13 protein-coding genes are annotated in these 14,172 nt (G+C 75.5%); 7 read left to right on the top strand and 6 right to left on the bottom strand.

Going from position 1 to position 14,172, the window contains the following annotated elements:
- Positions 1–85 precede the first annotated feature (85 nt).
- On the top strand, positions 86–868 hold the full coding sequence (locus tag ACPCUX_RS01920; RefSeq protein ID WP_423388072.1) for a general stress protein: 783 nt from the start codon (positions 86–88) through the stop codon (positions 866–868).
- A 267-nt stretch (positions 869–1,135) separates the two neighbouring features.
- Here ACPCUX_RS01920 and ACPCUX_RS01915 read toward each other — a convergent pair whose 3' ends face one another.
- Entirely contained in the window at positions 1,136–2,788 is a 1,653-nt protein-coding gene (locus ACPCUX_RS01915; protein ID WP_144722398.1) for an aminopeptidase P family protein, read from the bottom strand.
- Positions 2,785–3,681 (bottom strand): alpha/beta fold hydrolase, encoded by an 897-nt coding sequence (locus ACPCUX_RS01910; protein WP_396050803.1) that lies wholly within the window; start codon positions 3,679–3,681, stop codon positions 2,785–2,787. Before ACPCUX_RS01910 ends, ACPCUX_RS01915 begins: the two co-directional genes overlap by 4 nt.
- Before the next feature lie 117 nt (positions 3,682–3,798).
- Here ACPCUX_RS01910 and ACPCUX_RS01905 point away from each other — a divergent pair, with 117 nt between their 5' ends.
- Together ACPCUX_RS01905 and ACPCUX_RS01900 are read left to right on the top strand one after the other, a co-directional pair.
- A complete protein-coding gene (locus ACPCUX_RS01905; RefSeq protein WP_085388342.1) occupies positions 3,799–4,638 on the top strand; it encodes a PHP domain-containing protein in 840 nt (279 codons plus the stop codon).
- A gap of 7 nt (positions 4,639–4,645) precedes the next feature.
- On the top strand, positions 4,646–5,278 hold the full coding sequence (locus ACPCUX_RS01900; protein WP_021482981.1) for a MarC family protein: 633 nt from the start codon (positions 4,646–4,648) through the stop codon (positions 5,276–5,278).
- Positions 5,279–5,365: 87 nt separating this feature from the next.
- Here the strand turns inward: ACPCUX_RS01900 and ACPCUX_RS01895 are convergent, their stop codons facing one another.
- Entirely contained in the window at positions 5,366–7,195 is a 1,830-nt protein-coding gene (locus ACPCUX_RS01895) for a chitinase (protein ID WP_423388071.1), read from the bottom strand.
- A gap of 139 nt (positions 7,196–7,334) precedes the next feature.
- Between ACPCUX_RS01895 and ACPCUX_RS01890 the strand changes: the two genes are divergently transcribed.
- Both ACPCUX_RS01890 and ACPCUX_RS01885 read left to right on the top strand, forming a co-directional pair.
- Positions 7,335–8,060: a FadR/GntR family transcriptional regulator gene (locus ACPCUX_RS01890; protein WP_085388340.1), complete on the top strand. Its 726-nt coding sequence runs from the start codon at positions 7,335–7,337 to the stop codon at positions 8,058–8,060.
- Complete coding sequence (locus ACPCUX_RS01885) at positions 8,057–9,247, top strand: CynX/NimT family MFS transporter (RefSeq protein ID WP_423388070.1); 1,191 nt, start codon at positions 8,057–8,059, stop codon at positions 9,245–9,247. The genes ACPCUX_RS01890 and ACPCUX_RS01885 overlap by 4 nt, the downstream gene beginning before the upstream one ends.
- A 97-nt stretch (positions 9,248–9,344) precedes the next feature.
- Here ACPCUX_RS01885 and ACPCUX_RS01880 read toward each other — a convergent pair whose 3' ends face one another.
- On the bottom strand, positions 9,345–11,012 hold the full coding sequence (locus ACPCUX_RS01880; protein WP_423388069.1) for a DEAD/DEAH box helicase: 1,668 nt from the start codon (positions 11,010–11,012) through the stop codon (positions 9,345–9,347).
- Between the two features lie 242 nt (positions 11,013–11,254).
- Here ACPCUX_RS01880 and ACPCUX_RS01875 point away from each other — a divergent pair, with 242 nt between their 5' ends.
- Positions 11,255–11,968: a ferritin-like fold-containing protein gene (locus ACPCUX_RS01875; RefSeq protein ID WP_171467618.1), complete on the top strand. Its 714-nt coding sequence runs from the start codon at positions 11,255–11,257 to the stop codon at positions 11,966–11,968.
- Between the two features lie 87 nt (positions 11,969–12,055).
- On the opposite strand, the gene ACPCUX_RS01870 is transcribed toward ACPCUX_RS01875, so the two are convergent.
- Complete coding sequence (locus tag ACPCUX_RS01870; RefSeq protein ID WP_034654117.1) at positions 12,056–12,280, bottom strand: DUF3107 domain-containing protein; 225 nt, start codon at positions 12,278–12,280, stop codon at positions 12,056–12,058.
- 94 nt (positions 12,281–12,374) lie between these two features.
- On the bottom strand, positions 12,375–13,112 hold the full coding sequence (locus tag ACPCUX_RS01865; protein ID WP_085388337.1) for a TetR/AcrR family transcriptional regulator: 738 nt from the start codon (positions 13,110–13,112) through the stop codon (positions 12,375–12,377).
- A 66-nt stretch (positions 13,113–13,178) separates the two neighbouring features.
- Here ACPCUX_RS01865 and ACPCUX_RS01860 point away from each other — a divergent pair, with 66 nt between their 5' ends.
- On the top strand, positions 13,179–14,153 hold the full coding sequence (locus ACPCUX_RS01860) for a DUF3152 domain-containing protein (protein ID WP_085388336.1): 975 nt from the start codon (positions 13,179–13,181) through the stop codon (positions 14,151–14,153).
- Positions 14,154–14,172 lie beyond the last annotated feature (19 nt).

Here is a 14,172-nt window from a genome sequence, read left to right as displayed (position 1 = left end):
TCCCGGCCGCCTCCCCGCCGTCGTCGGCCGGTCGGGGCGGGGAGCGGCCCTCGCGCGCTCCGCCCGGGTAGGACAGACTGGGCGAATGAGCATGTCACGCCCGGGTGCCGTCCCCCGTGTCCCCACCCCGCCGCGCGGCGAGGAGGTGGCGTCGTACGCGACCTACCTCGAGGCGCAGAAGGCGGTCGACTTCCTCTCGGACAACAAGTTCGCGGTCGAGCTCGTGACGATCGTCGGCACCGACCTCAAGATGGTCGAGCGCGTGACGGGCCGCCTCACCTACGGTCGCGTCGCGATCGCGGGCGCCGCGTCCGGCGCGTGGTTCGGCCTCTTCGTCGGCCTGCTGCTCTTCATGTTCTCCGGCCAGGGCGGGTTCGTGCTCACCGCCGTCGGGATCGGCGCCGGGTTCGGCCTGCTCTTCTCGGTGCTGTCGTACGCGCTGACGCAGGGCAAGCGCGACTTCACGTCGCAGAGCCAGATCGTCGCCTCGTCCTACGGCATCCTCTGCGCGCCCGAGCGCGCGGGCGAGGCACGCCAGCTCCTGGGCCGCATGCCCGAGGGCGCGGGCGGCGTCCGCGCGCCCGCCGCGCCGGCCAACCCCGGCTGGGGCACCCCCGGCACCACGCCCCCCGCCGCGCCGCCCGCCCCGGCCCCGGAGCCCTCGGCGGGCGTCCCCGCCGCGGCCCCTCCGGCCGCGCCCCCGGCCCGCACGCCCGACCCGCGCTGGACGACGCCGACCGGCGAGCCGCGCTACGGCGCCATGCGCCCGTCGTCGGACCAGCCGACCGACGCGCCGGCACCCGACGCGGGCCCCGGGTCGGCGCCCGCCCCCGGCACGCACCCGGACCAGCCCGAGCGCCCTGCCTGACCGAGCAGGCGTCCCCGGACCGGTGGGACGACGAAGGCCGGCCGTCGGACGTCGTCGTCCGTCGGCCGGCCCTCGGCGGAAGCGCCGCTAGCGCTTCCGCGACTTCACTGCGGTCTCGGCAGCCCTCTCGCGCTTCTGGGCGCGCTTCTCCTTGATGGACATCGACGCTTCCTTCTTGATGCTCTTCGCCACGTGAGTTCACCTCCCCTCACCGGTGGATGAACGGGCCACCATAGCCCAGTTCCTCCGCCGGTGAGCCGGGCCCGCTCAGCCGCGCAGCCGCGCCATCCAGGCCTCGACGTCCTCGGGCCGACGGGGGAGCGCGGCCGACAGGTTCTCGTTGCCGTCGGCGGTGACGAGGACGTCGTCCTCGATGCGGACGCCGATGCCGCGGTACTCCGCCGGGACGGCCAGGTCGTCCGCCTTGAAGTACAGGCCCGGCTCGATCGTGAAGACCATGCCCGGCTCGAGCACCCCGTCGAGGTAGAGCTCGCGGCGCGCCTGCGCGCAGTCGTGCACGTCGAGGCCGAGGTGGTGGCTCGTGCCGTGCACCATCCAGCGGCGGTGCTGCTGGCCCTCGGGCGAGAGCGACTCGGCGGCGCTCACCGGGAGCAGGCCCCACTCCTCCAGGCGCGCGGCGATGACCTCCATCGCGGCGGCGTGCACGTCGCGGAAGCGCGCGCCCGGCACCGCGACCGCGAACGCGGCGTCCGCGGCGTCGAGCACGGCCTGGTACACGCGGCGCTGGACGTCGGTGAACTCGCCGTCGACGGGCAGCGTGCGTGTCACGTCGGCCGTGTAGAGCGAGTCGACCTCGACGCCCGCGTCGAGCAGCACGAGCTCCCCGGTCCGCACGACGCCGTCGTTGCGGATCCAGTGCAGCGTCGTCGCGTGCTCGCCGGCCGCGGCGATCGTCTCGTAGCCGACGGTGTTCCCCTCGAGGCGCGCGTGGGCGTCGAACGTCGTCTCGATGACCCGCTCGCCGCGGCGGTGCCCGACGGCGCGCGGCAGGCTCCGCACGACCTCCTCGAAGCCCGCGATCGTCGCCGCGACGGCCTCGCGCATCTGCTCGACCTCGTGCGCGTCCTTGACCAGGCGCAGCTCGGAGACGGCCTCGACGAGCGCGGCGTCCGTGCGGCGGTACGCGGCCTCGGCGCGCGCGAGCCACTCGGCCTCGGAGAGCTGCTGGTCCTCGGCGGACGCGGCCGCCTCGACGTCGTCGACGCCCGCCTCCGCGCGGATCGCCTCGACGAGCGCCTCCACGGCCTCGTCCGCGCCCGCGACGACGAGGAGCGTGACCCCGCCGGCGCCGACGTCCTTCGCGAGCGCGTCGCGCAGCTCGTCGACGTGCCGCGCCTCCACGCCGGTCGCGGTCGTGACGTCGTCGAGCGACGGACGCGCGCCGACCCAGAACTCGCCGTACCGCGCGTCCGCGTAGAACTCCTCCGTGTCGCGCGCGGCGAGCGGGCGGACGTACAGCACGGCGTGGTGGTCGGACCCGGCGTCCCCGGTGCCCGGCTCCACGGGGTGCAGCACGAGCACCGCGTCGGGCTCCTGGTCCGTGCCGTAGCCGGTGAGGTGCGCGAACGCCGAGTGCGGGCGGAAGCGGTAGTCCGTGTCGTTCGAGCGCGTCTTCAGCGGGCCGGCGGGCACGACGAGGCGCGCGCCCGGGAACCGGGCCGACAGCGCGGCGCGGCGCGCGACGGTGAACGGCGCGGCCGGCAGGGGCTCGACGTCGAGCGCGGTGCGCGGCGCCCAGCCGCTCGTGATGAAGGCCTTGAACGCGTCGGAGTCCGGGCGCTGGGAGCGGTTGCTCCCGCGCGCGGCCAGGTCCTGGGCCTCGCCGGGGCCGGCGTGCTCGGCGGCCTGGTCGGGCGTCTCGGACAGGGGCGCGGGCGTGACGGGGGTGGCGTCGGTCATGCCCCCAGTCTCGCACCGCGCACGCGGCCGAAGTCCGCGAGCGCGCGCCCGAGCACGCGGTTGAAGGCCTCGGGGGCCTCGCTGTTGACGTCGTGGCCGGCGCGCGGCACGACGACGAGCGCCGCGTCCGCGGCCGCGGCGAGGTAGCGCTGCTCGTCGAGGCGCATGTGGTCGCGCGCGCCGTTGACGAGCCACACGGGGACGTCGACGTCGCGCACGTGGGCGAGCCACGAGCGGCCCGCGAGCTGGGTGAGCGCGTCGGTGACGACGTGCCAGCCGGGCGCGACCGGCGTCGGCGGCCCGGCGTCGGCCGGCCCGGCCAGCGCGTACGACGACGCGGCACCGCCCGGCAGGCCGCGCCCGCCGCGGGCGATCGTGCCCCACGCGGTCGCGGTCGTGCGCGCGGCCCAGCGCGCGCCGCGACCGACGGCGCCGCCCCCGGCGACGACGAGGCGCGCGACGTCGCGGTACAGCGCGACCGGCTTGCCCTTGGGGTCGGACGTGCACGCGGCGGCGACCACGCCCGCGAGGTTGGCGGGGCGGCGGGCCGCCCAGGCGAGCGACGTGTAGCCGCCGAGCGAGAGGCCGACGAGCGCGACCCGGCGGTCGGGGCCGAACGACGCGGCCGCCTCGTCGAGCACCTCGAAGGAGCGGTCGAGCGTGAAGCGCTCGTGCGCGCGGGCGCCGTGCGCGGGCAGGTCGACCGCGACGGCGTCGTGGCCGAGTGCGCGCACGTGCTCGACCTGGTGGTCCCAGATCGCGCCCGAGGTGCGCATGCCGTGGACGAAGACCACCGCGGGCGGGGCCTGCGTGGGGTCGGGGGACGCTGGCGTCGAGGGGGTCGAGGGGGAGGTCGTCGCGAGGGCTGCCGTGGGGGGCGTCGTGAGGGTCATCGCTCCCGACTCTGGCACCCCAGCCTGGGACGACCGTGGGGAGGGGCCGCGCCCCGTGTGGACATCGTGTGGGGGTCCCGTGCCGCCGCCTCGGTGCGTCGTCACTATCCTGGTCCCGTGCGCATCGACCTCCACACCCACTCGACCGCGTCCGACGGCACGGACGCCCCGGGGGAGGTCGTCGAGGCGGCCGCCGCGGCCGGGCTCGACGTCGTCGCGCTGACCGACCATGACACGACGGCGGGCTGGGCGCAGGCGACGGACGCGGCGCTCGCGCACGGGGTCGCGCTCGTGCGCGGCGCGGAGATCTCGGCCCGCTCCGGCGGCATCAGCGTGCACGTGCTGTCCTACCTGCACGACCCGGCGCACGCCGCCCTCCTCGCCGAGCTGGACCGCACGCGCGACGCGCGCACGAGCCGGGCCCGGCGGATGGTCGACCTCATCGCCGAGGACTACCCGATCACGTGGGAGGATGTGCTCGCCCAGACCGTCGCGGGGACGACGATCGGGCGACCGCACATCGCCGACGCGCTCGTCGCGGCCGGGCTCGCGCCCGACCGCTCCGCCGCGTTCGCGACCATCCTCGCCACGGACACCCCGTACTACGTGCCCCACTACGCGCCCGACGCCGTCGTGGCCGTGCGCGGGATCCGCGCCGCGGGCGGCGTGCCCGTCTTCGCCCACCCGGGCGCGGACGGTCGCGGCCGCGTCGTGGCCGACGCCGTGATCGAGGAGATGGCCGAGGCGGGGCTCGCCGGGCTCGAGGTGTTCCACCGCGACCACGACGAGCGTCAGCGTGCACGGCTCGAGGACCTGGCCCGGACCCTGGGCCTGTTCGTCACCGGGTCGAGCGACTACCACGGGGCCGGCAAACCGAACCGGCTCGGGGAGAACACGACAGCACCGACCGTGCTGGAGCAGATCGAGGAGCTGGGACAGTTGGACGTGATCCGATGATCGGACGATGAGCGAGTTCTTCGACGTCCGGCTCTTCACGGAGGTCTTCGTCACCCTGTTCGTCATCATGGACCCGCCCGGCACGGTGCCGGTGTTCCTGGGCCTGACGAGCGCGATGGGCGCCAAGCAGCGCAACCAGGCGGCGCGCACCGCGATCCTCGTGGCGTTCGGCGTGATCGTCGCGTTCGCGGTGTTCGGCCAGCAGATCCTCAGCTACATGCACATCTCGCTGCCCGCGCTCCAGACGGCGGGCGGCCTGCTGCTGCTCCTCGTGGCGATGGAGCTGCTCACCGGGAAGATGGAGGAGCCGCAGCCGTCGGGCAACAAGGGTGTCAACGTCGCGCTCGTGCCGCTCGGGACGCCGCTGCTCGCCGGCCCGGGCGCGATCGTCGCGACGATGGTCTTCGTGCAGCGCGCGGGGGAGCGCGGCGGGGGCGTCGCCGAGTGGGTCGCCATCGCGGCGGGCGTCGTCGCGGTGCACGTGTGCCTGTGGCTCTCGATGCGCTTCGCGAACGTCATCAACCGCGTCCTCGGCGACTCGGGCACGATCCTCGTGACCCGGATCGCCGGTCTGCTGCTCGCGGCCATCGCCGTGCAGCTCGTGGCCGACGCCGTCATCGAGTTCGTCCAGACCGCCTGACCCGCGGCCCGTCGTCGCGGACGACCGGCGTCCGGGGCGGTGGCCCCGGACGCCGGTCGCCGTTCGCGGTCGCGCGCTCGTGGTCGGTCAGGGCCAGTACGCGTCGAAGGTCCGGGAGAGCTCTCCGCCGTTGAAGCGGTCCCAGTTGATCGACCACGTCATGAGGCCGCGCAGCCCCGGCCAGCGCCCGTGGGTCCGGTACGACCCGCAGCCCGTGCCCTTCGTGAGGCAGTCCAGGGCCTGGGTGACCTGCGCGGGCGGGGTATGGCCGTTGCCCGCCTGCGTGCTGGCCGGCAGGCCGATCGCGACCTGGTCGGGGCGGAGCGGGGGGAACATCTTCGTCGTTTCGCGCGCGACCGGGAAGCCGGTGAGCAGCATGTCCGTCAGCGCGACGTGGAAGTCCGCCCCGCCCATCGAGTGGTACTGGTCGTCGAGCCCCATGATCGGCCCCGAGTTGTAGTGCTGGACGTGGAGCAGCGTCAGGTCGTCGCGCAGGGCGTGGATCACCGGCAGGTAGGCGCCGCAGCGCGGGTCCTGGCCGCCCCACGGGCCGGAGCCGTAGAACTGGTAGCCGTTCTGGACGAAGAAGGTCTCCGGCGCCATCGTCAGCACGAAGTCGTCGCCGGAGCGCGCGGTGAGCGCTTTGAGCGCGGAGATGAGGTTGACGATCACGGGGGTGGTCGGGGCGCGGAAGTCCGTGTCGCCCGGGTTCAGGTACAGCGAGTGCCCCTCGAAGTCGATGTCGACCCCGTCCAGCCCGTAGGTGTCGATGATCGAGCTCACGGAGGCGACGAACGCGTCGCGCGCGGCGGTCGTCGTGAGCTGGACCTGGCCGTTCTGCCCGCCGATCGAGAGGAGCACCTTCTTCCCGGCCGCGCGCTTGGCGGCGACGGCGGCCTTGAACTCCGCGACCGACTCCACGTTCGGGCACTCGGTCCGCGGGCAGAGGCTGAACCGGATGTCGCCGGACGTGACGCTCGTCGGCTCGCCGAACGCGAGGTTGATGACGTCCCACGAGTCCGGGACGTCCGCCATGCGGACGTAGCCCGACCCGTTGGCGAACGACGTGTGCAGGTAGCCGACGAGCGCGTGCGCCGGCAGCCCGGCGCCGGGTCCGCCGCCGGTGCCGCCGGTCGCCGTGGTGACGGCGACGGCGGCGGAGCGGGGTGACTCGCCCGCGGCGTTGGTCGCGGTGACCTGGAAGGAGTAGGCGGTGGCGGCGGTGAGCCCGGAGACGGTGGTGGACGGGGCCGCGGTCGCGGCGACGCGGGTGCCGTCGCGGTAGACGGCGTAGCCAGTGGCGCCGGCCACGGCACCCCAGGTGAGGGGCACGCTCGTGGCGGTGGGCGTCCCGGCGGTCAGACCGGTGGGGGTCGCGGGCGGCTGCGCCGTGCCGCCGCCCGGACCCACGAGGCTGACGTCGTCCACGAGGTAGGCGGGCTGGCCGTACCAGCCGTGCACGAAGACCGTCGCGGTCGTCGCCGCCGCGGTGGTCGTGAAGGTCACGCTGAGCCGTTGCCAGGTCGAGGCCGAGGGCGTCCAGGTGGTGACGTCCTGCGCCGTCGCGCCGCTCGCCCCGAGGTACGCGTAGGAGCCCTGGACCCACGCGCTGAGCGTGTAGGTCGACGAGGGTCGGACGGCGACGGTCTGCGAGCAGCGCGCGTTGTCCGTTCCGGCGGGCGTGGCCCGGAGCGCCCCGCTGCCGGTGCGGACCGTGCTCGTGACCGGCTGCCCCGTGGAGCCGGAGCAGGTCCACCCGGACAGCCCGGACTCGAACCCGCCGTTGACGGCGAGCTCGGTGTCCGCGGCCGCGGCGGTCGTGGTCCCGGTGAGGAGCGTCCCGACGAGCGTGGCGGAGGCGACCAGGGCGAGGAGGCTGCGCAGCCGTCGTCGGGGTCGTGACGCGGTGTGGTCCATGGTGGTCTCGCTTTCGTCGTCGAAGGAGCGGTCCTGTCGCAAGGTCCTCGCGGTGCCGCGCGCTGGTCAACCCCCGTACGCGGGACCCCGTACGCCCGCTGCGCCGCCCGCACCAAACAGGGGATGTTAGGTTCTTTCGGTGAACCAGCCGATCAGTCCTCCCCGCAAGGTGTCGGAGCTCGTCGTCGAACGGCTCATGCAGCGCGTCGAGCGCGGGGAGTGGCCCGTCGGCACCCGCATCCCGCCCGAGCCCGAGCTCGTCGCCGAGCTCGGCGTCGGGCGCAACACGGTGCGCGAGGCCGTGCGCGCGCTCGAGCACGCCGGGATCCTCGAGCCGCGCCGCGGCGACGGCACCTACGTGCGCGCGGCCGACGGGCTCGACGCCGCACTGACCCGGCGGGCCCGGACCACGGACGCGCTCCACGTGCTCGAGGTGCGCGAGATCCTCGAGCGCGGTGCGGCGCGCGCCGCTGCCGGGCGGGCCGACGCCGTCGCCCTCCGCCGCCTCGACGCGGCCCTCGCCGCCCAGGTCGCGGCACGCGACGGGGACGAGCAGGCCTTCCAGGCCGCCGACGTCGCCTTCCACGGCGAGGTCGTGCGCGCCGGGGGCAACCCCCTGCTCGCCGACCTCTACGGAGGCCTCGACCACGCGCTCGTCCGTACGCTCCCGTCCGGCGGGCAGCGTCGGCACCACCGCGACGTCCCCGGTCACGAGGAGGTCGTCGCGGCGATCCGGGCGGCCGACGCCGACGCGGCCGAGGCCGCCGTCGTCGCGACGATCGACGCCGTGCGGGCGCAGCTCGTCGAGGCCGCCGCGGACCGTCCTGGTCGCGCCGACGCCGACGCCGACGAGGTCGAGGCGTGAGCGGGCTGCGCCGTCCGCTGGGGCTGGCCGCCGTCGTCGCGATCGTCCTCGCGGCGCTCAACCTCCGGCCGGCCGTCGTCGCGATCTCGCCCGTGCTCGGCGAGATCCGCACGGACCTGGGCCTCAGCGCGACGGCGGCGGGCGTGCTCACGACGCTTCCTGTCCTCTGCTTCGGGCTCCTCGCGCCGCTCGCGCCCGTGCTCGCGCGGCGCTGGGGGCTCGAGCGCGCGCTCTTCGTGAGCCTCGTCCTGCTGTGCGTCGGCTTCGCGCTGCGCCTCGTGCCCTCGACCGCCGGGCTGTTCGCCGGGACGGTCGTCGCCGGGTGCGCGATCGGGCTCGGGAACGTGCTGCTGCCCGCGCTCATCAAGCGCGACTTCGCCGACCGCATCGGTCTCATGACCGGCCTCTACTCGATGGCGCTCTCCGGCGGGGCGGCGCTCGCGGCGGGCCTGACCCTGCCCGTCGCGTCCGCGGCCGGCCTCGACTGGCGCGGCGCGCTCGCGACCTGGGGCGTCCTCGCCGTGCTCGGGGCGATCGTCTGGGTGCCGCGCGCGCTGCGGCCCGACCCCGCCGGCACGGTGGCGTTCGGACCCGGCACGGGACCGGCCGCCGCGCGGTCGGCGGTGTGGCGCAGCCCCCTCGCCTGGGCGGTCACCGTCGTCATGGGCATGCAGTCGCTGTCGTTCTACGCGGTCAACGCCTGGCTGCCCGAGATCATGGTCGCGCTCGGCCGGACGCCGGAGGTGGGCGGCTGGCTCCTGGCGCTGTGCAACCTCGCGGGGATCGTCGGCTCGTTCGTCACCCCGGTCCTCGCCGGGCGCATGCCGCGCCAGCGCGGCATCGGCCTCGTGCTCGTGGTGCTCGTCGGCTCGGGGCTGCTCGGGCTCGCCGCCGCGCCCGGCGGCGCGGCGCTCTGGGTCGTGCTCGTCGGCCTCGGGCAGGGCGGCGGGATCAGCCTCGCGCTCACCCTCATGGCGCTGCGGGCGCGCGACGCCGCGCACACGTCCGAGCTCTCCGGCATGGCGCAGAGCGCCGGCTACCTGCTCGCCGCGACCGGCCCGCTCGGCCTCGGGCTCGCGCACGACGTCACGGGCACATGGACGGTCCCGCTCCTGCTCCTCGTCGCCGCGGCGGCCGTCCAGGGCGTCGCGGTGTGGTTCGCCGGGCGCGACGCGCACGTGCACTGACCCGGACGCGACGAACCCCGGGCCGCGTCCCCGCGGCCTGGTGACCGTGGGACGCGACCCGGGGTTCGTCGTCGGGCTCGGGAACCGCCGGGAGCGGCTACTCCGCGGGCTGGGCGGTCGCCTCGGCGGCACCGCCCTGCTGCTCGACGGGGCGGCCGCCGCGCGTGCGGCGGCGGCTGCGGGACCGACGGCGGCGCTCGCCGCCCTCGGTCGCCGGGGCGCCCTCGGTCGCCTCGGTGCGCTCACCCTCGGCACGCGCGCCCGTGCGCTCGGTCTCGCCGCGACGCCCGCCGGAGCGGCCCTGGCCGCCGGACCGGCCCCGGTCGCCCTCGGGACGGCCGCGGCCGCCGTCGGACCGGCCGCCCTGGCGCCCGCGCGACCCGCCCGCGGGCGTGTGCCGCTTGCCGGTCTCGCCGAGGTCCTCGATCTCCTCCGCCTCGAGCCCGGCGAGCGTGCGCCGCTCCTTGGGGAGGCGGCCCTTCGTGCCCTCGGGGATGTGCAGGTCGGTGTACAGGTGCGGCGAGCTCGAGTACGTCTCGACCGGCTCGGGGATGCCGAGGTCGAGGGCCTTGTCGATGAGCGACCAGCGGGGGATGTCGTCCCAGTCGACGAACGTCACGGCGGTGCCCTTGTTGCCCGCGCGGCCGGTGCGGCCGGTGCGGTGCAGATACGTCTTCTCGTCCTCGGGGCACTGGTAGTTCACGACGTGGGTGACGTCCTCGACGTCGATGCCGCGCGCCGCGACGTCCGTCGCGACGAGCACGTCGATCTTGCCGTTGCGGAACGCGCGCAGCGCCTGCTCGCGCGCGCCCTGCCCGAGGTCGCCGTGGATCGAGCCGGCCGCGAACCCGCGGTCGACGAGCTCGTCCGCCACCTTCGCGGCGGTCCGCTTGGTCCGGGCGAACACGATGGTGCGCCCGCGGCCCTCGGCCTGGAGGATGCGCGCGAGCATCTCGACCTTGTCCAGCGCGTGCGCGCGGTAGACGACCTGCTCGATGTTCTTGACCGTCTGGCCGCCGTCGTCGGGGTCGTTCGCGCGGATGTGCGTCGGCTGCTTCATGTAGCGGCGCGCCATCGAGACGACGGCGCCCGGCATGGTCGCCGAGAAGAGCATCGTGTGGCGCTGCGCGGGCGTGCGGGCCAGGATCTTCTCGACGTCCGGGAGGAACCCGAGATCGAGCATCTCGTCCGCCTCGTCGAGGACCACGGTCGCGGCGCGCGTGAGGTTGAGGTGGCCCTGGTTCATCAGGTCGATCATGCGGCCGGGCGTGCCGACGACGACCTCGACGCCGCGCGTCAGCGCCTCGACCTGCGGCTCGTAGGCGCGACCGCCGTAGAGCTGGACGATGCGCACCGAGCGACGCTTCGAGGCCGTGGTGAGGTCGTTCGCGACCTGGACGGCGAGCTCGCGCGTCGGGACGACGACGAGCGCCTGCGGCTTGCCGGGGGAGGGCAGCTCGTCGAAGCCGGGCTCGCCCAGGGCGACGACGCGGTGCAGCAGCGGCACGCCGAAGCCGAGGGTCTTGCCGGTACCGGTCTTGGCCTGGCCGATGATGTCGTGGCCGGACATGGCGACCGGGAGCGTCATCGCCTGGATGGGGAAGGGCTGGACGATGCCCGCGTCGGAGAGCGCGTCGACGATCTCCTGGCGGACGCCGAAGTCCGCGAAGGTCGTGTTGTCCGCGTGCACGCTGGCGGCGACGGACGTCGCGTCCGCGCTCACGTCCGGCGTCGCGTCGGTGGTGGTGGCGTCTGTGGTGGTCACTGGTGCCTCTGTCTCGTTCGGGCACGCGCGACCGTCGGCGGGCCCGTCGGGGCCCGGAGCCGGGGAGGTTCCCGGTCGCGGTCGTGCGCACCTCGTGGCCGGCAGCCGATCGTGGGATGTCGTGGCCAGGCCCGCGCTGCGGACCGTGCCGTGCCGTCGTCGTACGCGTGACGAGCGTGAGGTCTGGACGACCGGGCAACCGATGTACGTCGGCCATGATATCGGAGAACTATCCTGGCCCGATGAGCGACGCCGAGCACGCGAGCCCCACGACCCTGCCCCCGGCGGACCACACCGACGCGGTGGAGCTGCTCGGCCTCGTCGCGTACACCGAGCTCGCGAGCTTCGGGCGCCTCGCGGGCGACGCCGCGCACGCCCCCACGCTGCGCCAGCGCCAGGCCCTGTCCCGTCTCGCGGCCGCGATGCTCGACCGGCAGGAGCGCGTGCTCGTGCGCGTCGAGGAGCTGGGCGGTGACCCGGCGGACTGCATGACCCCGTTCGACGGCCTGTTCGACGACTTCGACGCGCGCACGAAGCCCAGCACGTGGTGGGAGGGCATCCTCAAGGGCTACGTGGGCCAGGGCGTCGCGGACGACTTCTGCCTCCTCGCGGCCCAGGGCCTCGACGAGCGCTCGCGCGACGTCGTCGTGGAGGCGCTCACGCACGACACCCCGTCGCAGCGCTACGCCCCGGTCATCGCCGAGGTCGCCGCGGAGGACCCGGTGCTCGCGTCGCGCCTCGCGCTGTGGGGTCGGCGCCTCGTCGGGGAGGCGCTCGGCGTCGTCGGCGACGTGCTGTCCAGGCGTCCCGCGCTCGCCCGGCTCGTGGCGGCGGGGGCCGAGCCGGTCGCCGCCGACGGCGGGAGCGGGCCCGCGCCCGCGACGCAGTCCTGGGTCTTCGCGCGCCTCACGGCGGAGCACTCCCGGCGGATGGACCGCCTGGGCCTCGCGGCATGACGAAGCCGCCGCCGCGCCCGGGGGCGCGACGGCGGCACGTGACGGTCGGGTTCCGAGGGTCGGGTCCCGACGTCCAGACCTGCAGGCTCAGAGGGAGCCGAAACCCACCCGGCGCTGCTCCTCGGTGCCGATCTCGACGTAGCCGAGCGACGCCGTCGGGACGATCACGCGGCGACCGCGCGAGTCGGTGAGCTCGAGGGCGGGGGCGCCGCCGAGCGCGTCGGCGACCGCGGTGGCCACGGCCTCGGCGGTCAGATCCGTGTCGACGACGATCTCACGGGCCAGGTTCTGCACACCGATCGTGACTTCCACTCAGCTCTCCTCACAGCGGCTGCGCCAGGCGCAGCGACGACGGGCCTCGGGCCGCCGGTGGGCGTCCCACCGGCGACAACGCGATCGATAGTAGTCAGATTCCCGTCGCCGACCCGTCGGGCGCGCTGAGGGAGCCCGACGGCGGCCGCCGCAGCATGCCGCGCACCCCGCGCCACACGAGGCGCGGCACGAGGCGGGTGACGTCGTCGGCCGTCGCGCCGCCGTCGGGGCGCACGACCTCCGTCGCGGCGGCCCGCCCGACGGCGGTGCACGTCCGCGCGACGACGAGCGCCTCGTCGGCGTCGAGGTCCGTGATGCGCACGAGCACGTCGGCGAACGCGCCGGCGATCGTCGTGTCCGGCGCGAGCACGCGCGCCCGGACGACCGGGTCCCGCATGACGTCGGACTCGAAGAGCAGCGCGGCCGAGCGGCCCGCCGCGCGCGCGTACGCGACGTAGGCCCGCACGATGCCCTCGATCACGGCGAGGCCGTCGACCGCGAGGGCGTCGAGGTCGCCCGCGGGGTTCCCCGGCGCGGGCTCGCGGAACGGGTCCAGCGTCGCGTGCACGGCTCCCACGAGGCGTTCGCCCTGGTCGTCGACGATCGCGAGGTAGAGGTCGAGCTTCGACGGGAAGTGCCGGTACAGCACGGGCTTGCCGACCCCGGCGCGGTCGGCGATGTCGTCCATCGAGATGTGGTGGTAGCCGTGAGAGGCGAAGAGCTCCTCGGCGATCGTGAGGAGCTGCGCGCGGCGCTCGTCGCGCGGCATCCGGGTGCGCAGGCCCGGGGGAGCGGCGGCCGCGCCGCGCGTGCGTCCCTCGGTGGCTCCCATGGGGGGAGGATACGGAAACCGCGGTTCGTGTCGACCTCGCGTCGCGAGGAGTGGGACGATGGGCGGGTGCCCGACAGACATACCCCCCCGAACCGCCTCTCGACCGCCCGTGCCGGGGGTCGCACGACGGGTCTGCGGCACGGCGCCGCGGTCGCCGCGTGCCTCGTCGTCGGCCTCGGCGGCGGTGCGGCGACGGCGGAGGTCTGGGACCTGGGCCGGGCGGCGGGCACCGCGGCTGTTCCCGCCACAGACGTCCGCGCGGAGCCGCCGGCCCCGGAGCGCGACGAGTCGGCGGCCGTGAGCCGGTCGTCCGTCGAGCGCGCGGGCGCCGTCGAGCAGGGCCCGGGCCTCCTCGGCCCGATCGCGCCGCGCCCGGACGCGATCACCGCGCCCGAGCCCACCCCCGCCCCCACGACGACGACGCCCGAGCCCCTCGCGGAGCCGGCACCCGTCGAGACGCCCGAGGCCCCGGTCGCGGAGCCCGGCTCCGGTCTGGTCGGGACGGTCGTCGTCGCGCCGGACCTCGGCGGTTCGCTCGTCGTCGTGCCGGGGGAGAGCCCCGCGCCCGGGACGGGCACGGTCCGCTCCGTCCGGGTCGAGGTCGAGGCCGGGCTGCCCGTCGACGGCGAGGTGTTCGCCGCCGCGGTGCTCGCGACGCTCAACGACCCGCGCGGCTGGTCGGTCCCCGACGGCGTGACGTTCTCGCGGACGGCGGCCGACGACGCGTCCATCCGGGTCGTGCTCGCGAGCCCCGCCACGACCGACCGCCTGTGCGCCCCGCTGGCGACCGAGAGCCGCTACTCGTGCGGCAACTCGGTGACGGGCGCCGCCGTGCTGAACTTCGAGCGGTGGGTGCTCGGGGCGCCCGACTTCGGCGACGACCTCGCCACGTACCGGCAGTACCTCGTCAACCACGAGGTCGGGCACGTGCTCGGCCACGGCCACGAGGACTGCCCCGCGCCGGGCGCCGTCGCCCCGGTCATGGTCCAGCAGTCCATCTCGGCCCAGGGCTGCCTGACCAACGGCTGGCCCGTCCCGTAACCCCCGGCCCCACGGCGCG

This window comes from Cellulosimicrobium sp. AB352 (genome assembly GCF_049538415.1).
Taxonomy (GTDB): domain Bacteria; phylum Actinomycetota; class Actinomycetes; order Actinomycetales; family Cellulomonadaceae; genus Cellulosimicrobium; species Cellulosimicrobium funkei.
Note: the sequence above shows the minus strand (reverse complement) of the source record. Positions and strands in the feature narration are given on the sequence as shown.